Source organism: Streptomyces sp. NPDC055962 (genome assembly GCF_042270185.1).
GTDB lineage: Bacteria > Actinomycetota > Actinomycetes > Streptomycetales > Streptomycetaceae > Streptomyces.
In genome coordinates this window covers 950,780-976,116 of the sequence record NZ_JBHJYN010000001.1, presented here as the reverse complement: position 1 = coordinate 976,116, position 25,337 = coordinate 950,780, and the positions used below count along the sequence as shown (strand labels likewise).

Here is a 25,337-nt window from a genome sequence, read left to right as displayed (position 1 = left end):
GGTCGGGAGTGTGTGCTTAACGCTGTTAAATTGTCAAGGTGGGTACGACGAAGATCGACCGGGCGCGCGTCGCGGACGCGGGTCTCAAGCTGCTGAACGAGGTGGGCCTCGACGGGCTCACGCTGCGCGCCATCGCCAGGGAGCTGGACGTCAAGGCGCCGGCCCTCTACTGGCACTTCAAGGACAAACAGGAACTGCTCGACGAGATGGCGACGGTCATGTACCGCCGGATGCTGGAGAGGGACCTGCCCGGCCCCGCCCCGCGCAGCTGGCAGGAGCAGATGGTCGCCTACCAGCGCGCGCTGCGCGGGGCGCTGCTGCGCCACCGCGACGGGGCCAAGGTCTACAGCGGCGCGCGGTTCACCGGCACGGACCACGCCGACGGGCTGGAGGCCCATCTGCGCACCATGGTCGACGCGGGGTTCGAGCTGTGGCAGGCGGTGCGCGCGGGCACGACCGTGAACGCCTTCACGATGGGCTTCGTCACCGAGGAGCAGGGCGTCCAGCCGATGCCCGGCGAGCGGCGGGAGGGGTACGACGTCGGCGAGCGTGCCGAGCGGCTGGGGCGGTATCCGCTGGCGGCGGCGGCCGGGGCCGAGATCTTCGGCAACTACGACGAGCGCTTCGAGGACGGTCTCCGGATCGTCGTCGCCGGCATCGAGGCGCGGTACGGGTGAGCTGAGCCGCCCCGCCCCGCGCAGGCCGCCCCGCGCAGGCCGCCCCGCGCAGGCCGCCCCGCCGTGGGGCACCCCGCAGGACGCCCAGAGTTCACCGTTCGTCGGGCTGCCCGTCACCCGCTCCTTCACCCGCGTCACTAGCGTGACCGGACCATGATCGAAGGTGAGGGCCCGCGTGCCGAAACTGTCCGTCGTCGTCCCGTTCCACAATGTCGGCCCCTTCGCCGACACGACGCTGGGCAGCCTTGCCCGTAACGCGGGCCCCGACATCGAGTTCCTGCTGGTCGACGACTGCTCCACGGACGACACACCGGCCGTCGTCGACCGCTGGGCCGACCGGCTCCCGCACGCCGAGGTCATCCGGCACGAGAAGAACGTCGGCATCGCGGCGGCCCGCAACAGCGGCATCGACGCGGCCCGCGGCGACTTCGTCACCTTCCTCGACGGCGACGACTGGTACGCCCCCGGCCACCTGGCCCGGCTGCTGCACGCCGCCGCCGAACTGGACTGCGACTTCGCCCGCACCGACCACGTCCAGGCCACCGGGACCAGCCGGGTCGTGCGGCGCGCCCCCGCCCGGCTCCGCCACACGGTGACGGACCCGCGCGAAGGCATCGCGTCCCCCGAGTGGGAGACGATGGTCGACTACCCGTTCGTATGGGCGGGCGTCTACCACCGGCGGCTCTTCGAGGACGGCGGCCACCGCTTCGCGACCCGGCTGCGCACCGCGGAGGACCGGCTGTGGATCTGGCAGCTGCACCTGCGGGCCCGTACCTGTGCGGCGCTGAACCTGTACGGCGTCTTCTACCGGCGCGGTGTGACCACGTCCCTCACCCAGATCAAGGACTCCCGCCAGCTGGACTTCTTCCCCGCCTACGACACGCTGATCGAGGAGATCCGCGAGGACCGGGACGCGGAACTCCTCCTCCCCAAGGCGGTCCGCACCTACTGCGCGATGATCGCCTTCCACAACGAGAAGGCGGACGCCTACGAGCCCGCCACCCTCCGGCGCCTGCGCCACGAGTCGGCGGCCGCGCTGCACCGCATGCCGCAGCAGGTGCTCGACCAGACCCTGACGATGATGGACACCAGGCGCAGCACTCTGCTCAACCGCCTGCGTGACAAGCAGAAGGCCGCCTGACCCATGCCCACGCGCACGCAGATCTTCCAGGTGTCGACCCTGTACGGGGCGGCCACCCTCGCCGCCGCACTGGACGCCGGACAGTTCGGTCCGGGGCAGGACAGCCACCGCGTCCTGCTCGTCTCCAACAACGCGGCGATCCCCGAGACCGCCCTCCGGCTGGAGGAGATGCGCGGCTACGGGGGCATCGCCGCCCGTTTCGACTCCGTCGTCGACTGGAACGACGCCATCAGGCCGCACCACCCGAGCGGGTGGGGCCCGCGCGCCGAGGAGACCGAACTCTGGCAGCGCGCCTTCCGGCTCGCGTGGGGCATCGACCCCGACGGGCCCGTCGACCTCGCCGTCGAATCCATCCAGGTCAACCCGGCCCGCGCGCTGGCCGCGATCTTCTCCGAGAGCGCCGTGCACGTCTACGCGGACGGCCTGATGAGCTACGGCCCGACCCGCAACAAGGTGCCGCGTTCCCTCGCCTGCCGCGTGCAGCGGGTGCTCCATCTGGACCTCGTACCGGGACTGCGCCCGCTCCTCCTCGCCGAGTACGGCGTCGCGCCCGAACTCGTGCCGAACGACGCCTTCCGCACCGTCCTCGGTGAGATCGCCGAGGCGGCCGAGGGCGACCGCCGCCTCGCCGAGGCCGAGGCCGCGGCACCCACCGCCGTGCTCCTGGGCCAGTACCTCGCCGCCCTGAACATCCTCACCGCCGAGGAGGAGGAGGACCTGCACCTGCGCATGCTGCGCGGGGCGGCCCGGGCCGGCCACACCTCCGTCCTCTTCAAGCCCCACCCCACCGCACCGGCGCGCTACTCCCGGGCACTCGACGACGCCGCCGCCGCGCTCGGGGTGCGGCTGACCACGCTGGACGGCCCCCTGCTCGCCGAGACCCTCTACGAGCGGTGCGCCCCCGCACTCGTCGTCGGCTGCTTCTCGACCGCGATGTTCACCGCCGCCGTGTACTACGGCATCCCCGTCGCGCGCGTCGGCACGCGGCTCGTCCTGGACCGCATCACCCCGTACGAGAACAGCAACCGCGTCCCGCTGACGATCGTCGACCACCTCGTGCCCGATCTGGACGAGCAGGGCGGCGAACCGGTGCCCGCACACGCGGCCACTCCGGAGACTCTCGCGCCCCTGGTCCGGACGGTCGGCTACTGCATGCAGTCCGGGCTCCACCCCACGCTGCGCGCCGAGGCGGAGTCCTGGCTGCGGGACCACCTCGACAGCACCACGCAGCACTACTTCAAGCGCCGCCGGCTGCAGAAGCTCACCCTGCCCGGCGGCGGCCCCCGAGGAGCGGCGATCCGGCTGCGCCGCACCGTACGGCGCACCCGCAGCAGCCTCGGCCTCTGATCCGGGACCGGGGCGCGTGCCCCGTCCGGCCACTGATGACAGAACGGCGGAACGAGCATGGGCCAGACCTTCACGGGGCTGCTCAAGGCGGTACGGGCGAGAACCGGGCAGGGCGGCACGGTGCGTACCGCGCCGACGGCCGCCCTGCGCCTGTGCGGTGACTACCTGGAGGGACTTGCGGCGGCCGGGCCCCTGAGCGACGCCCGGCAGACCAGGCTCGTCGCCGCCATCGGCGGTCTCACGACGGCCTGCGGGACCGACGAGGACGCGTTCGACGCCCTGCTGCGCACAGGGCAGCGCGCCCTGGAGGCGGGCGGGGAGACCGAGACCCGCCTCGCCCTGGACATCGCCGTCGAGGCCACGGAGCTGCGGACCAGATCGAAGGGCGCGTGGCGGCTGCGCGGTGGCGCCCTGGACGCGCTGGGCCGCCGCGACGAGGCGGTGCGGGCCTACGAGCGGCATCTGGCGCTCCAGCAGAACCCGTCGTCGGCCGAGGACGTCGCGCGCCGGATCGCCACCCTGGAGGACCTCCGCTCCTGCCTGGACGAGGCCGCCGGGCTGCTCCCCGGCGAGGACGGCACCCGTCTGCGGGCGCTGCACGACGCCCCCGCGGGGCAGGTCCGCACGGACTTCGCCGAGGCCGTCCGCCGTCGCACCGCGGAGGGCGGCGGCATGGCCGACCCGGACGTCCGCCGTCTGAACACCCTGTACGCCGCCCACCGCAGGCTGCTGGACCGGGACAGGCTCGCCGACCCGCTGCTCGGCGGCACCGAACCGGCCGGCGTCGGCGCGCTGCGCCGCCTGGTCGCCGGACGCTCCGTCTGCCTGGTCGCCGGCGCCCCCCAGATCACCGACGAGGAAAGCGACCCGGGCAGCCCGCTCGCCTCACTGATCGAGGGGTACGACCTGGTGGTGCGCTGCGACACCGTGCCGGCCACCGCCCCGCGCACCGACCTGCACGCCGTCACGCTGCGGGGGGACACCCCGTGGACGGGGCCCGCCTGGCACCGCCGTACGGGCACCCGGCTGGTCTTCGGCGACCCGCTGCCGCACTGGCGCAGGTCGCTGCGCGCCCGTCTGGTCCCCGGTGCGCAGGACCGCGTCGGGGACGCCTCGCTGCGGCACCCCCTGGACGATCCGGCGCTGCTCGGCGAGGACGGCTGGGGCGCGGGGACCGGCACCGCGTTCACCGTGCTCCGGCTCCTGGACTTCCTGGACGCGGCCGGCCGACTGGACCTCATCGGCTTCGGGCTTCCGGGCCAGCTGCAGCCGCGCGAGCGCGCGTGGGTCACGGCCCGCGCGACACACGAGGACGAGACCGAGATGAGGACCGCGCTGCGATGACCACCTCCGCCGACAGACGCACCGACCCCGCCGGGGGCGGCACGGCCGCCGGGCCCGACGCCGACGACAGGCGGGCCGTCACCGGCCGGCGGAGGATCGCCTTCGCCGCCTGGACCGACGAGGCCGAGATGCCCGGCCTCCTGGTGCTGCTGCGCAGCCTCGCGCTGGCCGACCCCACCGTCTGCGAGGACTTCCTCGTCCTCCACCCCGGCCTCCCCGACTCCGCGTTCGACGCGGCCCGCCGGCTGCATCCGCGCCTCGTCCCGCGGCGTGCGCAGGGCCGCCTCGACGTCTTCCGGGAGACGGGCTACGACACGGTCGTCGCCCTCGGCCCCGGCATGGTCGTCCTCGGACCGCTCCGCCCGCTGCTGGCCCTGCGCACCGGCGTGGCCGCCGTGCCGCAGCCGGGCCCCGCCGGCGGGCGGACCGTCCGGGACGGCGGGCTGCTGGTGATCCAGCGCCAGGACGTGACGGCCGCGCTGCTGGACGCCCTGGCCGAAGGCGGCGAGGACGCGGTGGACCGTGCGCTGACCGGGGCCGGGCTCCTCGAACCGCTCGGTTCCCGGTTCGACGTCCCGGCGGGCCGGCCGTACGACGACACCCCCGTGCCCGGGAGCACCGTCGTCCTCCACCTCGGTACGGATCCGGCGCCCGGCACCCCGGCGCACGAGGTCCGCGAGCGCTACGAGATGGACGACGAGGCCTTCCGCGCCGCCTACTGCGCCCTGCCAGGGCCCAAGCACCCCGAGCTGCTCCTGCACTGCGCCCTGCCCTTTCCCGAGGGGAGGCGCCCGCCGGTGGACCTCGTCCGCCAGGTCGCCGAGGTGCACCGGCAGCAGGGGCGCTACGAGGAGGCCGTCGCCCTGCTGACCCCGGCCGTGGCGGACCGGCCCGACCTGCCGCGCTGTCACGAGACGCTCGGCATCGCTCTGATGGCCCTGTCCCGCTACGAGGAGGCCGAGGCGCACCTGCTCCTGGCCACCGTCTCACCCGACTTCGCCGCCCGCGCCTACGGCCAGCTCGCCCGGCTCGCCTGGCTGCTGGGGCGCGAGAAGGACGCGCACGCCTACGCCCGCGAAGGGCTCGACGCCGACCCCGCCGACGGCAACTGCCATGCCTGGTACACCCGCACCCGCCCGGTGCCCGCCGCGCCGGGCGGAACCGCGTCCGCGCCCGCGCACGAACAGCTGGCTCACGTCGCCCTGTTCGCCGACGGCCAGGAGAACGCGGGCGACAAGGTGCTCCCCGAAGCGGTGCGCATGTGCTTCGGACCCGACACCGGTCCCTCGCGCTGGCACGAGCGGTCGGTGCACCGGCTGGTCGACGGGGCCGGCCTGGAGGAGCTGAACGCCCGGCGCGGCATCGTGGTCGGCGGAGGCGGGCTCTTCCTCCCGGACACCGCGCCCAACAGCAACAGCGGCTGGCAGTGGAACATCCCCGACGACGTCCTGCCCCGGATCTCCGCGCCGCTCGCCGTCTTCGCGGTCGGCTACAACGTCTTCGACGGCCAGCGCTACCGGCGGGAGCGCTTCGCGGCGAGCCTGCGCGCCCTGGTCGGGAAGTCGTCCTTCTTCGGGCTGCGCAACCAGGGGTCCGTGGACCGGGTCAGGGAGCTCCTGCCGGAGGAGCTGCGGGACCGGGTGCGCTACCAGCCGTGCCCCACGACCGTGGCCCGGCACCTCGACCCCGCCCTGGACGACAGCCGCGAGGACGGCACGGACCGGGACGACACGGTGCTGGTCAACTGCGCCTACGACCGGGCCGGACTGCGCTTCGGCCACGACTACGGCCACTTCCTGGCCGAGACGGCCGCCGCCGTGCGCGCCATCGGGACACGCGCCGAGGTCCGCTACGCCGCCCACATGCCGGCCGACGAGAAGTTCGTCCACGACCTGCGCCGGGAACACGGCACGGCGCTCCCGGTGGAGCCGCTGTACCTGTTCTCCAACGACCGGATCCGTGAGCTCTACCGGCGGACCCGCCTGGTGATCGGCATGCGCGGCCACGCGGGAATGATCCCGTTCGGCTGCGGCACACCGGTCATCAGCCTGGTCTCGCACCCCAAGCTCGCCTACTTCCTCGCGGACATCGACCGCCCCGACTGGGGTGTGTCCGTCCACGACCGGGCGCTGGGGGCCCGTCTCGCCGAGCGTGCGGCGCACGTGCTGGACGACCACCGGGCAGCCGTGGCCGACGTGCACGGCCGGCAGGAGCACCTCTGGTCGGTCACCCGTGCCAACCTCGCCGAGCTCCGGGACCTCTTCGGACTGCCGGACCCCTTCGCCGGGCGTCCGGCCCCGCACGTCCCCGGTCCCCGGACCGCCGAGCCGGCACCGGGCCTTCACCTGCCCGACACCCGCACGAAGTGACTGTTCACCTGGCCGGAGTTCACCCCGGCCCGACGCGTTCGTAGCCTGCGATGACCATGCCTTCCTCCGTCTCCCCGGCCGGCTCGGCCGCGCCCTCCTCCGCGCACGCGCCGCAGCCCGCCCCTGAACCGAGCCCACGCCGCGAGCACCGGTACGACATCGATCTGATCCGGCTGCTCTGCTCGGTCGGCGTCATCCTCTGCCACACCGGCTCCGCGTTCGTGAACACCGCGGGCCGTGAGTCCGCGAACGGCCCCGGCACCTACTGGGCGGGCCTGGTGGCGGACTCCGCGGGGCGCTTCGCCGTGCCGCTGTTCTTCGCGATGGCCGGCTGGGTCGTCCTGGCCGGTGCCCCGGTCCGCGACGGCCGGCAGCTGTGGCAGCGGATCGTCCGGATCGTCGTGCCGCTCGCCGTGTGGAGCGCGCTCTACATCGCCTGGGGCCGGCTGCGCGGCACCAACGACGCCCCCGCGGGAGAGCTGGCGTTCGACGCGCTCTTCTCCTCGATCCGCCCGGCCTACCACCTCTGGTACCTCTACGCCTACATCCCGGTGATCATGCTTCTCGGCTTCGCCGCCCTGATGAGGACCGGGGCGAGGTCCGGGGCGCGTCCCTGGGGCCTGGGGGTGGCCCTGCTCGCCCTGGGAGCCGCCCCGACGATGTTCGGCGACCTGTCGCGGACCACGGACCTGGAACTGCCGCGCTTCGGGTGGGGCTTCGGCCCGTACCAGCTGATCTACGCGGCCCTCGGCGCCCTGGTCCTCGTGCTGCCCGTGGTCTCCTCGGGACGCCGGCGGCTGTGGTGGCTGCTCCCCGCCGCCGCGGCCCTGGCCGCGATCGTCGCGTACCAGCACGAGGTGCACTACACGATCCCGTACGCGAGCGTCCTGGTGGCCGTGCTCAGCGCCGCCGTGCTGTTCTCCCTGCACCGGCTGCACGTCCCCGAGCGCCTGCGTCCCGCCCTCACCCGCCTGTCGGGAGCCTCGTTCGGGGCGTACATGGTGCACGTGCTGGTCCTGGGCGTGCTCACCGACGTCCTCGTGGACACGGACCTGGGCCTGCCCGTGGCGGCGGCCCTGGTGCTCGGTGTCACCGCCGCCACGACCGCGCTCTCCTTCGGCGCGGCACTCCTCTGGACGCGCCTGGGGCTCACCCGGCTCCTGGGCTGATCCCCGGCCGTCAGCGGCGCCCGAGCGCCCGCGCCCGGCGGGCCAGCCGGCGCAGTGCGGGGCTCCGGCGGACGAAGGCCAGACGCGCGGGCACCACGCCGGGGAGGGCCAGCGAACCCAGGCGGCGGCGCCTGAAATACCGCCAGGTCCGGGCGTCGAGACGCTCGGAGAGGTAGCGCTCCGCCGCCGGACGCAGGTCCGGGCGGACACGGGGCTGCATCGCGAACGCGACCGCCGGCAGCAGGCCGTCGAGCGCCTCCGCCACCGTGGCGGCGGTGACCGGTGACCCGGCCGGGACGTCCTCGGGTCCCGCCAGGCCGGGGAGCAGGGCGTCGACGATCGTGGCCGGCACCCTCGCCGGGTTCTCGTACGGGGTCAGGTTCGCCAGGAGGGTGCCCGTCCCGGTCCTGGCCACCGGCAGGCCGTGGTGCGTCGCCGCCGCGACCAGCGCCGTCGAGGAGCAGCCGACGACGAGGGCGGGGCGCAGCCGCTCCAGGAGGACCTCGGCCGGGCCGGGCTCCGGGACCGCCAGCGACGCGCCGAGGCGTGCGGCCTCCGCCCGCAGGGCCGGGCGGACCGGATCCGAGCCGCGGGGGTGGGGGACGACGACGAGACGGGTGTGGCCGAGCGCGGCGGTGCCCCGGACCATCCGCAGGCGGAGCTCCGCCTCCTCCGCGACGGGCAGCGTGCCCGTCTCGGGGAGGAGCAGGAGCGCGCAGCCCTCGGGGGCCCCGGTCCCCGCAGCGGCGTCGGCCATCTCCCCGAAGACCTTGCGGAGGGCGTTCGTGGGCACGGCCCGGGGCGGCACGCCGAACTCACCCAGCAGCAGCGGCTTCAGGCCCGGGAGGAGATCCGGGTGGAGGAGCTGCCGGACACGGGTGCCGATCAGCGGCGGAACCTTGCCGGGGGTCGGCCCGTATCCGGTCAGGCCGTCCGTGTACACCGTCACCGGACCGCCCGTGAAGACCTGGGCGAGTGCCCGGGAGGGGCCCGTGTGCGGGGACTCCAGGGCCAGCTCCACCTCCTCGTCCCCGAGGTCCCACGCGCGGCGCAGATGGCGCTCCCACAGGGGTACGTCGTCGGGGCGGGGGGACCAGGCGGCCGGGTGCAGGGGGAACACCGCGTCGTTCCACGAGCGCACCTCGTCGAAGCGGGCGCGCAGCCGGCCGAACCCGGGGTCCGCGGCGACCGGGGCCGCAGCCTCCGGGACCGCCGTGGTGTCGCAGAGGAGCAGCACGCGGCGACGGGACTCGTCGAAACAGCCGGAGTCGAGTGCCGCGGCCAGCAGCGCGGTGCCGCGCAGGCCGGAGGCGACGAAGATCTGGGTGGTCACGCGGCGGCCGCTCCCTCGGTGACGGCGGCCCGGCGGCGCAGCCTGCGCAGCACGGTCGCCCGTTCGGTGTCCATGGAGTCCAGGACGTCGTCCAGCACGTGACGGGGCATCCGGCCGAGCGCCGCAGCGCACCGTGATTTCAAGGTGCGGGCCACCGGCGGCTCGAATTTGCCGATCGACGCCATGTGGTGGGAAATGACGGCGCAATAGGTCCTCACCGCTTTAGGCATCAGGATGTCCGCGTCGCGGTCGGCCGCCGTGTCGGAGAGCACCTGGTCGTACGCGCGAAGGAAATCGAGCTGCCGCTCGTCTCCGATCTGGGTGAGGGACGAGGCGACGCCGCGCCGGTAGAAATGGCCCAGCGTCCCCAGGACCGCGAACGATTCCGCCTCCCGGTGCAGCCGCCATATCCACGGCCGGTCCTCGGCGGTGCGCAGCCCGTCGGTGAAACGCAGAAGCCCCCGGTCCAGCAGACTGCGGTGGTAGAGCCCCGCCCAGGCGAACGCGTAGTCCACCGAGGTCGTACGGCCGGCGGGCAGGATCGCGTCCCGGGGGTCGCTCACCACTCCGCGCGGACCGTGCGGGACGCGGCGCACCGTGCGGGCCGTGCCGGTGACCTGGACATGGTCCGTACGCACGAACGCGCAGTCCAGGGCCTCGGCCTGCGCCAGCAGGCGGGAGTAGTGACCGGGCGCGAGCCAGTCGTCGCCGTCCAGGAAGGCGATGTACTCGCCGCGGGCCGCGTCCAGCCCGGTGTTGCGGGCGGTGGCCAGGCCCGCGTTGCGGGCGTGCCGGCGCACGATCACCCCCTCGATGCCGTCCTGGGCGCGGCGCAGGAGTTCCGCCGTCCCGTCGGTCGAACAGTCGTCGACGAGGATGAACTCGAAGTCCTCGCGGGTATTGGCCCGCAGACTTCTGAGCGTATCGGGGGCGTATGCCTGGACGTTGTAGAACGGCACGATGACGGAGAGCTTAACCACCCGCATCACGCTAGACGCGGTGCCGGCATTTCCCTCGACCCCCGTCCGTACGAAAGGTGAACGGCACGCGGCCGAAAGGTGAACCCGCCTGCGCGAAAGGCCGATTCGAATCGGTTCCGGGGTGAATCCCCAACCGTCGACCGGCTGTTAACCATTTGTTGCCATCACGTTGGGCCGCGGATCGAAATGGCTTCCTAGCTTTTACGACGTGCCCCCTCGTACCGATGACGCGGCCGCTCCGGCCGCCACCCCCGCAGCCGACCGTGCGGCGCTCCGCATAGCCGTGCTCGCCGACTCCGACACCCGGTGGAAATGGGGCGCGCTCACTGCGCGCCGCATCGCCGGGGCCCCGGACGCCGGTGCGGCCGAGCGCCCCGTCGAGATCAGCGGGCTGCTGCTGCGCGGCCGGGCCACCCCGACGCCCCGCCAGCTCGCCGAGGTCGGCGACGTCGGCGTCGACACCGGACGGGTGCGCGAGGTGACGGCCGTCGAGTTCCTGCACACGGTGCGGGACGAGGCGTACGACGTCGTGGTCCTCGCCCTCGTCGGCGGAGCGGTCCAGGCGATGCTGCACGGCCTGGCCGCCCTGGACCTGCCCCGCAGGCCCGTCGTCGTCACCGGTTACGTCGGGGTCGTCTACGAGAAGCTCGCGGACGGCCTGCTGCTGCGCCACGGTGCGGACATCGTCCTCGCCAACTCCCGCCACGACGCCGAGCGCTTCCGCGCGGTGTACGAAGGAGTCGGCGCCGACGCATCGTCCGTCACGGAAGCCGCCCTGCCGTTCCTCGGCGGCGAGCCCCACGAGGCGGTGGAGGGACGCGACACCGTCGTGTTCGCCGCCCAGCCCTCCGTCCCGGAATCCCGCGCCGACCGCATGTACCTGCTGCGCCGGCTCGTCGAGCACGCCCGGCTGCACCCCGCCCGCGAAGTCCTGCTGAAGCTGCGCTCCAAGCCGGGCGAGCACACCACGCACATCGAGGAACTGCCCTACCAGCGCCTCGCCGAGCGGATCCCCGGCGGCCTGCCGCCCAACTTCCGCCTCGTCTACGGGCACATGGGCGAGGTGCTGGACCGCACCGACCTGCTGGTCACCGTCTCCTCGACCGCGGCGCTGGAATCCCTGCACCGGAGGATCCCGACCGCGATCCTCTCCGACCTCGGCGTCCGCGAGGCACTCGGCAACCACCACTTCATCGGATCGGGGCTGATCACCTCCTGGGACCACCTCGATGGCGGCTTCCGCCCGGAGCCCGACGAGGAGTGGCTGGCCGGCCAGGGCGTCGCCGCCGACGGCAGCTACGGCACCGCCTACGACACCGCCCGCGCCCGGGTCGCGGAGCTGCTCGACGCCGGGCCGCTCCCCGCCCTCACCCCCTACTACACGCCCGCCACCGCGCCCGGATACCTCCCCGGCATCCTCGCCCGCCACCACCTGGGCCCCGACGGCCTGCCGCTGCCCGGCGCCGTCACGCCGAAGGAGACCGGCCGGGTCCGGGGCGCGGTCCGCGACACCGTGCGCAACGCGGCGCGCGGCGCCTACCGCCACGGCGTCCAGCGGGTCGCCCCCGTGATCCGGCGGATGGGCGAGCTGTGACCACCGATTCAGGAGCCACCATGACCCCGACCCCCACCGTGCTCGCCGTGATCCCCGCCCGCGGCGGATCCAAGGGCGTGCCCGCGAAGAACCTCGCCCGGGTCGGCGGCGTACCGCTCGTCGCCCGCGCGGTCCGCGCCTGCCTCGCCTCGCCCGAGGTCACGGACGTCGTCGTGACGACCGACGACGCGGCCATCGCCGACGCGGCCCGGAGCGCCGCGGAGGCGCTCGGGGAGCACGCCCGGCTGCACTGCGTGCAGCGCCCCGCCGCCATCGCCGGGGACACCGCGACCAGCGAGGCGGCGGTCCTGCACGCGCTGCACTCCTACGAGACGGCGGCGCACGGCCGCAAGGCCGACGTGGTCCTCCTGGTCCAGTGCACGAGCCCCTTCATCACCCGGGACGACATCGACGGCGTCGCCGCCGCCGTCGCCCGCGGGGGAGCCGACACCGCCGTCACCGTCGCCCCGTTCCACGGCTTCGTGTGGCGCGACGGCAGCGCGGTCGAGGACGACACCTACGGCGTCAACCACGACAAGGCCGTACGCCCCCGCCGGCAGGACAGGCCCCAGGACCACCTGGAGACCGGCGCCGCGTACGCCATGGACGTCGAGGGGTTCCGCACCCACCGCCACCGCTTCTTCGGCCACACCGCGCTCGTGCCGACCGACCCTGCCCGGGTCCTGGAGATCGACGACCCGCACGACCTGGCCCGCGCCCGCGCCCTCGCGCCGCTCCTGGACCCCTCGCCGTTCCCCACCCGGGCGGACGTCGACGCCGTCGTCCTCGACTTCGACGGCACGCAGACCGACGACCGCGTCCTCATCGACTCCGACGGCCGCGAGATCGTCGCCGTGCACCGGGGTGACGGTCTCGGTGTCGCCGCCCTGCGCCGGGCCGGGATGCCGGTCCTGATCCTCTCCACGGAACAGAACCCGGTCGTCGCCGCCCGCGCCCGCAAACTCCAGGTCCCCGTCCTGCACGGCATCGACCGCAAGGACCTGGCGCTCAAGCAGTGGTGCGAGGAGCAGTCCATCGCCCCCGACCGCGTGCTCTACGTCGGCAACGACGTCAACGACCTGGCGTGCTTCGGCCTGGCGGGCTGGCCCGTCGCCGTCGCGAACGCCCATGACTCGGTCCTCGCCGCCGCGCGGGCCGTGACCACCAACCCCGGCGGCTCCGGTGCCATCCGCGAGATCGCGGCCTGGCTCCTGGGCCCCACCCTCAACGTCTCCCACGAAACGCCCGACACCCCCACCACGTAAGGAAGCACCACCATGAGCAACACCTCCCGTCTGCGCACGTTCGGTACCCGCACCGCCGGACCCGGCCACCCCGTCTACGTCACCGGCGAGATCGGCATCAACCACAACGGCTCCCTCGACAACGCGCTCGCGCTGATCGACGTGGCCGCCGAAGCCGGCTGCGACGCGGTCAAGTTCCAGAAGCGCACCCCGGAGATCTGCACCCCGCGCGACCAGTGGGACATCGAGCGGGACACCCCCTGGGGCCGCATGACCTACATCGACTACCGCCACCGCGTGGAGTTCGGCGAGGACGAGTACACCGCCATCGCCGAGCACTGCGCCAAGCGCGGCATCGACTGGTTCGCCTCCCCGTGGGACACCGAGGCCGTCGCCTTCCTCGAGAAGTTCGACGTCCCCGCGCACAAGGTCGCCTCCGCCTCCCTCACCGACGACGAGCTGCTCCGCGCCCTGCGTGCCACCGGCCGCACCGTCATCCTCTCCACCGGCATGTCGACGCCCAAGCAGATCCGGCACGCGGTCGAGGTCCTCGGCAGCGACAACATCCTGCTCTGCCACGCCACCTCGACGTACCCGGCGAAGGCCGAGGAGCTCAACCTGCGGGTCATCAACACCCTCCAGCAGGAGTACCCGAACGTCCCGATCGGCTACAGCGGCCACGAGACCGGCCTCCAGACGACCCTCGCCGCCGTTGCGCTCGGCGCCACGTTCGTCGAGCGTCACATCACCCTGGACCGCGCCATGTGGGGCTCCGACCAGGCCGCCTCCGTCGAGCCGCAGGGCCTCACCCGCCTCGTCCGTGACATCCGCACCATCGAGGCCTCGCTCGGCGACGGCGTCAAGAAGGTCTACGAGTCCGAGCTCGGCCCGATGAAGAAGCTCCGCCGGGTCGCGGGCGTCGTCGCCGAGGGCGAGAACGCGCCGGCCGCCGAGCCGGTCGCGGTCTGACGGGCCGACCGGTGAACCTCGCCTTCGTCGAGAGCCCGGTCCAGCTCCTGAACGTCCTGGAGTGGACCCACACCAGGGGAGGCAACGACGCCACCACGGTCGTCGTCCTCCCCCCGGTCGACCCGATGTCGCGCGGCCAGCTGCGCAGGATGGCGGAGCTGGCCCGCGACGAGGGCATCACCGTCCGCTGGCAGGAGGCGCGCGGTGAGAACGGCGCGCCTCTGAAGGCCCTGCGGGCGCTGACCGGCCTGATCCGCAAGGCCGACCGCATCGTCATCGGGGACCCGTTCTCCCGGTACGTGCAACTGCTCCTCTCCCTGGTCCGTACCCGCCGGATCACGGTCGTCGACGACGGCACCGCCACCATGGAGTTCGTCGCGCAGCTCGCGCGCGGCGAACGCCTGGTGCGGTGGCACCGGCGGGGGAGCGGGGGCCCGCGCGAACTGCTCCTGGCCCCCGTCACCTCCGCCGCCCGCCGCAGCTTCACCCCGTCGGCGACCCGTACGGTCGAGGTGTTCACCGCGATGCCGGTGGAGGCCCCGGACGGCATAGAGGTCACCGCGAACACCTTCGCCTGGACCCGGGAACGCTTCGGGCCGCCCCTCATCACCAAGGGCGCCGACCTGGTCGGCACCTCCCTGGTGGAGACGGGCGTGGTCGACCCCGTCCCCTACCAGGAGGCGGTCACCTCCCTCGCCCGTACCCACGGCGCGACCCGCTACTTCGCCCACCGGCGCGAGTCCGCCGACAAGCTCCACGCCCTGGAAGCCGCCACCGGCCTGGAGATCGTCCGCCCGGACCTTCCGCTGGAGCTCATCGCCCGCAGAGGCCCCATCGGCCACACGGTGCTGAGCTTCCCGTCCACGGTCGTCCACACCCTCCCGCTGGCCCTCACGGGCACGGGCGTGAAGGTCGCCGTCTGCAACATAGAGCCGGAATGGCTCCGCGACACCGCGTCCCCGCGCGCCCAGGGATTCCTGAGCGGGGTCACGGAGACGGCCAAGGACGTGCAGCGGCTCGCGCCGTGGCGGGTCACGGCGGTCACGGAGGGGTGAGGGGACGGGCTCCCCGCACTACCGGTCCCCACCCGGCCAGACGGTCAGGTCCCCCTGGAGGAAGGCGCGGTCGGGCTGGGAGGTGGACTTCGTCTGGACCACGAACAGCCCGATGTTGCCCTCGTCGTCCTTCATGCAGATCTCGGTGCCGACCGCGGTCGCGGCCAGTGTCCAGCTGTGCTCCTCGGCGCTGCCGAGCATGAGGCGGCACTCGTCCAGGGCCGTGCCGTGACCGCCGAATATCTGCATGAACACGGTGTGGTCGCCCTTCAGCTCACAGCTGACCGTCTCGCAACTGATGCGGATGTCGCCCTTGTTGCCCTTCATCGACGGCGGGTGCGCGAGGCTGAGCCGGTTCTCGGCGTCCACCGTCACCGGGGCGAACACGTCGGGCCACGGCTCCCCGTCGGAGTCCCGTGCGGACGAGCCGTCCCCGGTGGCGTCGTCCCCGGCCCCGACCGCCGACGGACCGGACGAGCCCGATCCGTCCGATCGCCCGTCGGACGGGCCAGGAGAGGATCCCTGCGCGGACGCGGATGCGGACGACCGGGCTGACGGTCCGGTCGCGGACGTCCCGGAGCCTGCGGCGTCGTGGTTGCCGAACCGGCTGAGCGCGTCCGTCAGGGACCACGACACCCCCGCCACCAGCAGCGCCGCCACCGTCACCGCGGCGGCCGTGACCAGCACGGTGCGCCGCCTGCGGATCCTGCGCTCCTCCACCGTCAGCGGCTTCTGCGGCCACCCGGACTGCGGCTGCGGGAAGGGCGGGGGGAGCAGGGGCGCGTGGACGGCGGTGGACACGGCCGTACGCGTGCCCACCGGCAGCTGCGGGCAGGCCGGGGTCGGATCGGGGGCCGGTGCGGGGACCACCGTCTGCGGCCCGGCGACCTCCCGCCACACGACGGGCCCCCCGCCCGTGTCGGCCTCCGCCCCGAGGCGTTGCCGGCACCACTCCACGATCTCCGCGGGCGTGGCACGCGCCGCCGGTTCGGTGGCGAGGCACCGGGCGAACAGCGGACGCAGCGGCTCGGGCAGCAGCTCCAGCTCGGGTGCGGAGTGCAGGATCCGGTACTGGACGTTGACGGCGGAACCGTCGCCGTACAGCGTCCGTCCCAGCGCTGCGAACGCCGCCGTCTGGCCGAGCGCGAAGACGTCGGCCGCCGGAGTGATCTCACCCCCGGACACCTGCTCCGGTGACATGAAGGAGGGCGTGCCGATCGTGCTGCCCGGAGCGGTGTACGACGTCCCGTCGGCGGCCAGCGCGATACCGAAGTCGATCACCCTGGGTCCGTCGGGCGCCAGCAGCACGTTCGACGGTTTCAGGTCCCGGTGCACGATGCCCGCCGCGTGGATGGCCTGCAACGCCTCCGCCACCCCGGCCATCAGCCACAGCACGGCCGGCACCGGCAGCGGACCGCGCCGGGTGACCGCCTCCGTCAGCGACGGCCCGGGCACGTACAGCGTGGCCAGCCACGGCGGCACGCCGTCGGCGTCGGCGTCGATCAGCTCGGCGGTGTACGCCCCCTTGACCTGCCGAGCCGCCTTGATCTCCCGGGCGAACCGTCTTCGGAAGCCGGGATCGTCGGCCAGCTCCGGCCGGACCACCTTGATCGCCACGGGGCGGCCGCCCTGTGTGTGCGACAGATACACCCGGCCCATCCCGCCGGCCCCCAGTCGCGCGGCGAACCGGTAACTCCCCACCGAGGGCGGGTCGTCGGACCGGAGTGGCTGGAAGACCTCTGCGGCATGGCTCATCAGCCCTGTACCCCCCACTTCGATGCATCGGCCAACGGCAGCAGCCTAAGTGGATTCCCTGCGGGGCCTGTTACCGGATCCGCCCCCGGGCCGGTCCGCCCGTCATCGGCGGGCTGAGCCCTGCCTCACGCATGGTGCCGGGCCACCGGGCCGTCGTCGGCCGCACCGGAGGCGCGCAGGTCCGAGGGCCGTAGGCTCCAGACCACGTCGCGGATCTCGGTGGCACCGGGGGCCGGGTCCTCGTTTCCCCGGTGCCGGTCGGCTATGACGCGGGCACACTGCACGTGTCCCGTGCCGGTGCGGGACCTCAGCCCGACCACGAGCCGGGACGCCCGCCATGCCGCGGGGACGCCGGTCTCCTCGAAGACGCGGGCGAACTCGTCGTCGCCGACCGTATGGAGTTCGAGGCCTTCGTAGCAGGTCACGAGCCGCATGGATTCGACCGCCTCGAAGTGGAGGTCCAGCCGGGTGTCCTCCACGCCGTCCGCGCGGGAACGGAGCAACAGGCGGGAGTGGCCCACCCCGTAGTACCAGACGCGGAAGGTCCGGTCGAAGCGGTGGAGCAGGGTGGACGGCGCATCGGAGGGATGAGTGGTCTGCGCCGAATCGGATGGGTGGAACGCCTTCATCAGAACCTCGGGAGTGTCCGGGACGCGCTCGGCGCGCGTCCGCCGGGTCGGGGTGTGAGCCCTGCGAGCGGTTTCCATCCGGCCGGGGCGTACAGCAGGAGAAACGCGGGACCGGTCTGGTCCCGCACCGTCTGGAGCCGGCCCTGCCCCTTGACGAGCCCGTGCCGGCCCTCGCCGTCGTACTCCAGCATGCAGGGGAGGGCGACGGCCATGCCCGGGGAGGGCGCCGGTCGACACCCCGCCGCGGCCCACAGGCCGACGGCCCGGTAGCCGCTGTGCTTGCCCGCGTACCTCGCTCTCGCGCGGCTCGGCCGGAGCGATGCCCGCCTCGCCCTCTCCGGCTCCCCCGCCGCCGTACGTGCATGTCGCACCCGTCCCATCGCGGCGGAAAACGGCCGAGTTTACCCACCGAAGCCCTCCGTCACACGCCGCAGCACCACCGATTGTTCCTCTATGCGGCTGAACTTTTGTTGATCTGTGGCCAGTTGCGGGTGCGGTGGGCCTACCCTTGACTGGGTGAACCAGTTGAAGTCCCGTGCGCCCCACACAGAGGCCGTCCTGCCCGGCACCCTGCCCGACGACCTGCGTGCCGAGCTCATCGCGTTCCGCCGTGATCTGCACATGCACCCTGAGCTCGGCAATCAGGAGTTCCGTACGACGGCCGCCATCAAGGCCCGGCTCGAGAAGGCCGGCCTGGAGCCACAGGTGCTGCCCGGTGGCACGGGACTCGTCTGTGACGTGGGGGAGTGGGACGGTGTGACGCCGATGCTGGCGTTGCGGGGTGACATCGACGCGCTGCCGATCCCGGACACCAAGGTGGGGGTCTCCTACCGCTCCACCGTGCCCGACCGGGCCCACGCCTGCGGACACGACGTCCACACCAGCTGTGTCCTGGGGGCCGGGCTCGTCCTGAGCGACCTGGACCGGCAGGGGCTGCTGCCCCGCCCGGTGCGGCTGATCTTCCAGCCCGCCGAGGAGGTGCTGCCCGGCGGAGCCTCCGACGCGGTCGCGGCCGGGGTGCTGGACGGCGTGGGGCGGATCATCGGGGTGCACTGCGACCCCAAGGTGGACGTGGGCCGGATCGGACTCCGGATCGGGCCCATCACCTCGGCCTGCGACCGCGTGGAGATCTCCCTCGACGGACCCGGCGGGCACACCGCCCGGCCGCACCTCACCACCGACCTCGTCACCGCAGCCGCCCGGGTCGCCACCGACGTGCCCGCGCTGCTCGCGCGCCGCGTCGACGCCAGGGCGGGGATGGCTGTCACCTGGGGCCGGCTGGAGACCGGCCACGCGCCCAACGTCATCCCGCAGCACGCCGAGCTGTCCGGGACGGTCCGCTGCCTCGATCTGGAGAGCTGGCGGCAGGCACCCGACCTGGTGCACGCGGCGATCGACGAGGTGGCCGGAATGTACCGGGCCAAGACGGTGATCGACTACGTCCGGGGCGTGCCTCCCGTGGTGAACGAGGCGGAGACGATCGGTCTCCTCGACGCCGCGATGACCATCCGCCGCGGATCGTATGCGATCGAGGACACCGAACAGAGCCTGGGCGGAGAGGACTTCTCCTGGTACCTGGAGAAGATCCCGGGGGCCATGGCCAGGCTCGGGGTACGGGCACCGGGCGACACCCGCGGCCTGGACCTGCACCGGGGGAACTTCGACGTCGACGAAGAGGCGATCACGGTCGGGGTGGAGCTGTTCACCGCCGCCGCACTGCTGGACGGCTGATCGAGGATTCCGGGAGCGTGAGAGGCTGGGGAGCGGCCTCGTGACGGCTTCGTGTTCCCCGCTGGTAACGGGTCGTAACCGGCCAGGACACCTCTTGTTCGCGACGATCCGATAACGGCTTCCGTACAGGTCCTTATCTGACATCTACGCGCGTTACGATCGCCGCGAAACCAGCGCCGGAAGAGGCGCTTCGGTCAGGTTTGAAGGAGCCTTCCCTTGCGCCGGATCACCAGGATTGCCACCGTGGGCGTCATGTCCGCGGCGCTTGCGCTCAGCGTCAGCGCATGTGGCGACTCGTCGTCGGACAGCGGTACGTCGTCCGACTCCAAGGCCGACAAGACGGCCATCGCCTACGACATCGGTGGCCGCGGCGACCAGTCGTTCAACGACGCCGCCTACGCGGGGCTGGCCAAGGCCGAGAAGGACCTCGGTGTCAAGGGCACCGAGGCCGAGCCCTCCGAGGGTGAGTCGGACGCGGACAAGGTCCAGCGCCTCACCTCGCTGGCCCGCGCCGGCAACAACCCGGTGATCGGTGTCGGCTTCGCCTACGCCCCCGCCATCAAGAAGGTCGCCCCGAAGTTCCCGAAGATCACCTTCGGCATCATCGACGACGCCTCGGTGACCGGCGACAACATCGCCAACATCGTCTTCAACGAGGAGCAGGGCTCCTACCTGGCGGGTGTCGCCGCCGCCAAGGTCACCAAGACCAAAAAGGTCGGCTTCATCGGTGGTGTCGAGACCCCGCTGATCAAGAAGTTCGAGGCCGGCTTCATCCAGGGCGTCAAGGACACCGACGCGTCGGTGAACGTCCTTCCGCAGTACCTGACCCAGCCGCCGGACTTCTCGGGCTTCTCCAAGCCCGACCTCGGCAAGGCCGCCGCCCAGGGGCAGCTCGACAAGGGTGCCGACGTCGTCTACTCGGCGGCCGGTCTGGCCGGTTCCGGTGCCATCGAGGCCGTCTCCAAGGCCGGCAAGTGGAACATCGGCGTCGACTCCGACCAGTACAAGCAGGAGGGCCTCGCCGCCTACAAGGCGTCGATCCTGACCTCGGTCACCAAGGACGTCGAGGACTCCGTCTTCAACCTGATCAAGTCGGTCCAGGACGGCAAGCCGCAGTCCGGTGAGGTCCGTTACGGCCTCGACAAGGACGGCGTCGGCCTCGCCATGTCCAACCCGGCCTTCACCAAGATGACCGACGTCATCGCGGCCGTGGACAAGGCGAAGAAGGGCATCATCGACGGCACCATCACCGTCAAGACCACCCCGTAACGACTCCGGTCGTCGCGCTGGTTTCCCGTGGGCCCGGAGTGTGCACCATCGCCGCTCCGGGCCCGTGGGGTGCTCATCGAAGAAGTTGTGCCCCTCGCAGTGCCCTGCTCGCACCGGCTTCGCACCAGGAGTTCCGCCCGTGCCGAGTGCCTGCGCTTCACGATTCGGCAGCGCTACGCGTGTAGACAGCCTTCTGGCGCGATAACTTCACCCCGCCCCCTGCCCTCTGTGCCCCCGCTCCTGTCCGGCCAAGGAGAGTGCGTCATCAACGCGTCCAGCAGTCCCCCTGCCGTAGAACTGCACGGCATCACCAAGCGCTTCCCCGGCGTCGTGGCCAACCACGACATCGGCATCACCGTACGCAAGGGAACGGTCCACGCCCTCGTAGGTGAGAACGGCGCCGGAAAGTCCACCCTGATGAAGATCCTCTACGGCATGCAGAAGCCGGACGAGGGCACCATCGCCGTGGACGGCGAGCAGGTTTCTTTCGGCAACCCCGGTGACGCCATCGCGCGCGGTATCGGGATGGTCCACCAGCACTTCATGCTCGCCGACAACTTCACCGTCCTGGAGAACGTCGTCCTGGGCGGAGAGAAGCTGCACGGCATCGGATCAGCCGCCCGGAAGAAGATCAAGGAGATCTCCGACGCGTACGGCCTGGGGGTCAGGCCCGACGCGCTCGTCGAGGATCTCGGGGTCGCCGACCGCCAGCGTGTGGAGATCCTCAAGGTCCTCTACCGCGGTGCCCGCATCCTGATCCTCGACGAGCCGACCGCCGTGCTCGTCCCGCAGGAGGTCGATGCGCTCTTCGCGAACCTCCGCGAGCTCAAGGCCGAGGGCCTCACTGTCATCTTCATCTCCCACAAGCTCGGCGAGGTCCTTTCCGTCGCCGACGAGATCACGGTGATCCGGCGCGGCACGACAGTGGGAACCGCCGACCCCGCGAACACCACGACCAGGCAGCTCGCCGAGCTCATGGTCGGCAGTGAGCTCCCCTCGCCGGAGACCCGCGAGTCGACGGTCACCGACGTACCGATGCTCCGCATCGAAGGGCTCTCCCTCGGTGTGACCGACCCGGACGGCGTCGTGCGTGACGTCCTCTCCGACGTCGGCTTCACGATCCACAAGGGCGAGGTCCTCGGCATCGCAGGCGTCGAGGGCAACGGGCAGACCGAGCTGATCGAGGCGCTCATCGGGATGCGGAGCCCGGACAGCGGCACCATCACGCTGGACACCGACGACATCTCGTCCGCCCCCACACGCAAGCGGCGCGAGAGCGGCATCGGATACATCCCCGAGGACCGTCACCGGCACGGAGTCCTGCTGGACGCCCCGCTCTGGGAGAACCGCATCCTCGGCCACGTCACGGAGAAGCCCAACAGCAAGGGCTGGCTCCTGGACCCGAGGGCCGCGCGCACCGACACCGAGCGGATCGTGCGCGAGTACGACGTCCGCACCCCCGGTATCGAGGTCACCGCCGCCTCCCTCTCCGGCGGCAACCAGCAGAAGCTGATCGTCGGCCGGGAGATGAGCCACAACCCGAAACTGCTGATCGCCGCACACCCCACCCGCGGGGTGGACGTCGGCGCGCAGGCGCAGATCTGGGACCAGATCCGCGAGGCGCGCCGCGAAGGGCTCGCCGTCCTGCTCATCTCGGCGGACCTGGACGAGCTCATCGGGCTCTCCGACACCCTTCGCGTCATGTACCGGGGACAACTGGTCGCGGACGCCGACCCCGCCACCATCACACCCGAGGAACTGGGCTCGGCCATGACCGGCGCCGCCGCCGGTCACCTCGAAGCGGCACCGGAGGACGAGGCCTGATGAGGAAATTCGACAAGGACCGGCTGATCCTGGGCTTCGCGGGCCCCGTACTCGCCTTGGTCGTCGCCTTCGTGCTCAGCACCCTGGTGCTGCTCATCTCGAACCGCGATCCGTTCGAGCTCTACCGCCTGCTGTTCGAGCAGGTGTCGTACAGCGACGTTCAGGTCCTGATCATCAACCAGGCCGGGACGTACTACCTCGCCGCTCTCGCGGTCGCGGTCGGCTTCCGCATGAACCTCTTCAACATCGGGGTCGACGGGCAGTACCGCCTCGGGGCGATGGTGGCGGCGCTCGTCGGTGCCAGCGTCACCCTTCCTGGGCCGCTCCAGATTGCCCTCATCGTCGTCGTGGCGATGCTGGTCGGTGCCTTCTGGGCCGGTATCGCAGGCATCCTCAAGACAACCCGGGGGGTGAGCGAGGTCGTCGCGACGATCATGCTCAACTCCATCTCGACGTCGCTGATCGCCTGGCTGATCCTGCCGAAGAACTTCGGTGACCAGGCGGCGGGCTCCAACAACCTGACCACGGGTGAGATCCCGGAGTCCGGCTGGTTCCCGGGCCTGTCCCTCAGCCCCGAGGCCGGGGAGATCTACGGCTTCACCTTCGTCGCGGCCGGCTGCGGCCTCGTCTACTGGCTGGTGCTGAACCGCACCCGGTTCGGCTTCGACCTGCGCGCCACGGGCGCCAGCGAGAGCGCCGCCCAGGCCTCCGGTGTGGACGCCAAGAAGATGATCCTGACCTCGATGCTGATCTCCGGTGCGATCGCGGGGCTCGTCGGCATGCCGACGCTGCTGGGTGACACGCACACCTACAGCCTCGACTTCCCCGTCGGCCTCGGCTTCACCGGCATCACCATCGCCCTGCTGGGCCGCAACCACCCGCTGGGCATCGCTCTCAGCGCGCTGCTGATCGCCTTCCTGGACAAGGCGTCGTCGCCGCTCGACCAGTTCGGCTTCGAGAAGGAGATCGCCACGATCATGCAGGGGCTGATCGTGATCTCCGTCGTCGTCAGCTACGAACTCGTCCGGCGCTACGGGACACGCCGTCAGCAGCAGAAGGTCGGCGAGGAACTCGCCGCCGGCCACGCCCTCACCACCGAGAAGGAGGCGGCCCTGTGAGCACCAGCAAAGTCTCCGCCGCACGTGTCGCCGCCCCGAAGGGCAAAGGCCGGCGCACGCTCTCCCTGCCCGCCGTCCTCCTGATCATCGCCGGTGGGCTCGCTCTCGTCTCCCTGGTGCGCCTCATCAGCGGCGCCGACGACGTGACCTCGGTCGGGCAGGTCGCGGGTGCCCTGGAACTGGCCGTCCCGATCGGTCTGGCCGGTCTCGGCGGACTGTGGGCCGAGCGGGCCGGCGTCGTCAACATCGGCCTCGAGGGCATGATGATCCTCGGCACCTGGTTCGGCGCCTGGGCCGGATTCCAGTGGGGCCCCTGGATGGGCGTTCTCTTCGGTATCATCGGCGGCGCGCTCGGCGGGCTGCTCCATGCGATCATCACCGTCACCTTCGGTGTGAACCACATCGTCTCCGGTGTGGCCGTCAACATCCTCGCCGTCGGTGTCACCCGCTACCTCTCCAACTTCACCTTCGCCGAGGAGCCGGGCGGGTCCTCCAAGCAGTCCCCGCGACTGGAGGAGATCGACAAGATCACCATTCCGGGGCTGTCGGACTGGATGCAGGACCTGCAGCAACACCACTGGTTCTTCGTCTCCGACCTCGCCGGCATCATCGGCGGCCTGGTCACCGGTCTGTCGCTGCTGACGGTCGTGGCCCTGCTGCTGATCCCCGTCACCTGGTGGGTACTGTGGCGCACCTCGTTCGGCCTGCGGCTCCGCTCCTGCGGTGAGAGCCCGGTCGCGGCCGAGACCCTCGGCGTCAACGTCTACAAGTACAAGTACATCGCGGTGACGATCTCGGGCGGGCTGGCCGGACTCGGCGGCGCCTTCCTCTCGCTCGTCGCCACCAGCATCTACCAGGAGGGCCAGACCGGCGGCCGCGGATACATCGGCCTCGCCGCGATGATCTTCGGCAACTGGATGCCGGGTGGCATGGCCCTGGGCGCCGGCCTCTTCGGCTTCACCGACAGTCTCAAGCTCCGGGGCGGAGCCGAGAACGTCCACGCGATGCTGCTGCTCCTGGCGATCCTGCTGGTGATCGTCGTGTTCTGGCAGCTGTACCGGAAGAAGTACCTGACCGCGCTGATCTCGGCGGTCATCTCGGCCTTGCTGTTCACCTGGTACGGCCTGACGGACCAGGTGCCCAGCCAGTTCGTCGACGCCGCGCCGTATGTCACCACGCTGCTGGTGCTCGCCCTGTCCGCGCAGAGGCTGCGCATGCCCAAGGCGGACGGCGTGCCGTACCGCAAGGGCGAGGGCAAATGACGGCCCCCACGCCGCCCGTCGACTGGGACGCGCTGCGCGAGGCCGCCCGGGACGCCATGTCCCGGGCGTACGCCCCGTACTCGGGCTACCCGGTCGGTGCCGCCGCCCTCGTCGACGACGGCCGCACGGTCACCGGGTGCAACGTCGAGAACGCCTCGTACGGCATCAGCCTGTGCGCCGAGTGCGGGCTGGTCTCGCGGCTCGCCGCCACGGGCGGCGGGCGGCTGACCCACTTCACCTGCGTGGACGGCACGGGCTCCGTGCTCGTGCCGTGCGGCAGGTGCCGGCAGCTGCTGTACGAGTTCGGCGGGCCCGAGCTCGTGCTGGAGACGCCGGACGGCATCCGCACGCTCGACGCGATGCTGCCGCAGTCGTTCGGACCGCAGCACCTGGGGTGATCCCCCTGCCGCCGCGCCGCTCTCCGGGCGGGCCCGACCGGGCCGCCCGGACGGCGCGGCGGAACGTTTTCCCTCTATGCGCGTAGAGTCAACGGGACTCTCTCGCCCATCCATCCGGCCGGAAGGACT

21 protein-coding genes are annotated in these 25,337 nt (G+C 72.1%); 16 read left to right on the top strand and 5 right to left on the bottom strand.

What is annotated here, in order from left to right:
* Positions 1 to 38: 38 nt before the first annotated feature.
* The 6 genes from ACFC51_RS04360 to ACFC51_RS04335 all read left to right on the top strand — a co-directional run bounded on the left by ACFC51_RS04360 (position 39) and on the right by ACFC51_RS04335 (position 8,047).
* Positions 39 to 677: a TetR/AcrR family transcriptional regulator C-terminal domain-containing protein gene (locus ACFC51_RS04360; protein ID WP_376526936.1), complete on the top strand. Its 639-nt coding sequence runs from the start codon at positions 39 to 41 to the stop codon at positions 675 to 677.
* 175 nt (positions 678 to 852) lie between these two features.
* Complete coding sequence (locus ACFC51_RS04355; RefSeq protein ID WP_376371304.1) at positions 853 to 1,818, top strand: glycosyltransferase family 2 protein; 966 nt, start codon at positions 853 to 855, stop codon at positions 1,816 to 1,818.
* A 3-nt stretch (positions 1,819 to 1,821) separates the two neighbouring features.
* Positions 1,822 to 3,165 carry a polysialyltransferase family glycosyltransferase gene (locus ACFC51_RS04350; RefSeq protein ID WP_376526934.1) on the top strand — a complete coding sequence of 448 codons (1,344 nt, stop codon included), beginning with the start codon at positions 1,822 to 1,824 and terminating at the stop codon, positions 3,163 to 3,165.
* 57 nt (positions 3,166 to 3,222) lie between these two features.
* Complete coding sequence (locus ACFC51_RS04345) at positions 3,223 to 4,509, top strand: hypothetical protein (RefSeq protein WP_376371310.1); 1,287 nt, start codon at positions 3,223 to 3,225, stop codon at positions 4,507 to 4,509.
* Positions 4,506 to 6,878, top strand: coding sequence for a polysaccharide pyruvyl transferase family protein (locus ACFC51_RS04340; protein WP_376526932.1), 2,373 nt, complete (start codon positions 4,506 to 4,508; stop codon positions 6,876 to 6,878). Before ACFC51_RS04345 ends, ACFC51_RS04340 begins: the two co-directional genes overlap by 4 nt.
* A gap of 50 nt (positions 6,879 to 6,928) precedes the next feature.
* Complete coding sequence (locus tag ACFC51_RS04335; protein WP_376526930.1) at positions 6,929 to 8,047, top strand: acyltransferase; 1,119 nt, start codon at positions 6,929 to 6,931, stop codon at positions 8,045 to 8,047.
* 10 nt (positions 8,048 to 8,057) lie between these two features.
* Here ACFC51_RS04335 and ACFC51_RS04330 read toward each other — a convergent pair whose 3' ends face one another.
* Positions 8,058 to 9,380 carry a polysialyltransferase family glycosyltransferase gene (locus tag ACFC51_RS04330; RefSeq protein WP_376371316.1) on the bottom strand — a complete coding sequence of 441 codons (1,323 nt, stop codon included), beginning with the start codon at positions 9,378 to 9,380 and terminating at the stop codon, positions 8,058 to 8,060.
* The gene (locus ACFC51_RS04325) at positions 9,377 to 10,360 is read right to left on the bottom strand and encodes a glycosyltransferase family 2 protein (protein WP_376526928.1); all 984 of its coding nucleotides are present in this window, start codon (positions 10,358 to 10,360) and stop codon (positions 9,377 to 9,379) included. Before ACFC51_RS04325 ends, ACFC51_RS04330 begins: the two co-directional genes overlap by 4 nt.
* A gap of 208 nt (positions 10,361 to 10,568) precedes the next feature.
* On the opposite strand from ACFC51_RS04325, the gene ACFC51_RS04320 reads away from it, so the two are divergent.
* Genes ACFC51_RS04320 through ACFC51_RS04305 form a run of 4 tightly spaced genes read left to right on the top strand, consistent with a single transcriptional unit; the run spans position 10,569 to position 15,222 of the window.
* On the top strand, positions 10,569 to 11,954 hold the full coding sequence (locus ACFC51_RS04320; protein WP_376526926.1) for a DUF6716 putative glycosyltransferase: 1,386 nt from the start codon (positions 10,569 to 10,571) through the stop codon (positions 11,952 to 11,954).
* 20 nt (positions 11,955 to 11,974) lie between these two features.
* Positions 11,975 to 13,219, top strand: a complete 1,245-nt coding sequence (locus tag ACFC51_RS04315) for a cytidylyltransferase domain-containing protein (protein WP_376371323.1) — start codon at positions 11,975 to 11,977, stop codon at positions 13,217 to 13,219.
* Positions 13,220 to 13,231: 12 nt separating this feature from the next.
* The gene (locus ACFC51_RS04310; protein WP_376371326.1) at positions 13,232 to 14,167 is read left to right on the top strand and encodes an N-acetylneuraminate synthase family protein; all 936 of its coding nucleotides are present in this window, start codon (positions 13,232 to 13,234) and stop codon (positions 14,165 to 14,167) included.
* A gap of 11 nt (positions 14,168 to 14,178) precedes the next feature.
* Positions 14,179 to 15,222 carry a hypothetical protein gene (locus tag ACFC51_RS04305; RefSeq protein WP_376526924.1) on the top strand — a complete coding sequence of 348 codons (1,044 nt, stop codon included), beginning with the start codon at positions 14,179 to 14,181 and terminating at the stop codon, positions 15,220 to 15,222.
* Between the two features lie 18 nt (positions 15,223 to 15,240).
* Here the strand turns inward: ACFC51_RS04305 and ACFC51_RS04300 are convergent, their stop codons facing one another.
* From ACFC51_RS04300 to ACFC51_RS04290, 3 genes are all read right to left on the bottom strand, one after another.
* The gene (locus tag ACFC51_RS04300) at positions 15,241 to 16,977 is read right to left on the bottom strand and encodes a serine/threonine-protein kinase (protein WP_376526922.1); all 1,737 of its coding nucleotides are present in this window, start codon (positions 16,975 to 16,977) and stop codon (positions 15,241 to 15,243) included.
* Positions 16,978 to 17,102: 125 nt separating this feature from the next.
* Positions 17,103 to 17,606: a hypothetical protein gene (locus ACFC51_RS04295; protein WP_376526920.1), complete on the bottom strand. Its 504-nt coding sequence runs from the start codon at positions 17,604 to 17,606 to the stop codon at positions 17,103 to 17,105.
* A complete protein-coding gene (locus ACFC51_RS04290; protein WP_376526919.1) occupies positions 17,606 to 17,818 on the bottom strand; it encodes a hypothetical protein in 213 nt (70 codons plus the stop codon). Before ACFC51_RS04290 ends, ACFC51_RS04295 begins: the two co-directional genes overlap by 1 nt.
* A gap of 313 nt (positions 17,819 to 18,131) precedes the next feature.
* Between ACFC51_RS04290 and ACFC51_RS04285 the strand changes: the two genes are divergently transcribed.
* The 6 genes from ACFC51_RS04285 (at position 18,132) to ACFC51_RS04260 (ending at position 25,208) form a co-directional block, all read left to right on the top strand.
* The gene (locus tag ACFC51_RS04285) at positions 18,132 to 19,337 is read left to right on the top strand and encodes an amidohydrolase (protein WP_376371446.1); all 1,206 of its coding nucleotides are present in this window, start codon (positions 18,132 to 18,134) and stop codon (positions 19,335 to 19,337) included.
* Between the two features lie 216 nt (positions 19,338 to 19,553).
* Entirely contained in the window at positions 19,554 to 20,606 is a 1,053-nt protein-coding gene (locus tag ACFC51_RS04280; RefSeq protein ID WP_376371336.1) for a BMP family protein, read from the top strand.
* A 240-nt stretch (positions 20,607 to 20,846) separates the two neighbouring features.
* Positions 20,847 to 22,430 carry an ABC transporter ATP-binding protein gene (locus ACFC51_RS04275; protein WP_376527065.1) on the top strand — a complete coding sequence of 528 codons (1,584 nt, stop codon included), beginning with the start codon at positions 20,847 to 20,849 and terminating at the stop codon, positions 22,428 to 22,430.
* Complete coding sequence (locus ACFC51_RS04270; protein ID WP_376371339.1) at positions 22,430 to 23,548, top strand: ABC transporter permease; 1,119 nt, start codon at positions 22,430 to 22,432, stop codon at positions 23,546 to 23,548. The genes ACFC51_RS04275 and ACFC51_RS04270 overlap by 1 nt, the downstream gene beginning before the upstream one ends.
* On the top strand, positions 23,545 to 24,810 hold the full coding sequence (locus ACFC51_RS04265; protein ID WP_376371342.1) for an ABC transporter permease: 1,266 nt from the start codon (positions 23,545 to 23,547) through the stop codon (positions 24,808 to 24,810). Before ACFC51_RS04270 ends, ACFC51_RS04265 begins: the two co-directional genes overlap by 4 nt.
* Entirely contained in the window at positions 24,807 to 25,208 is a 402-nt protein-coding gene (locus tag ACFC51_RS04260; protein WP_376371345.1) for a cytidine deaminase, read from the top strand. The genes ACFC51_RS04265 and ACFC51_RS04260 overlap by 4 nt, the downstream gene beginning before the upstream one ends.
* The last annotated feature ends 129 nt before the right edge of the window (positions 25,209 to 25,337 follow it).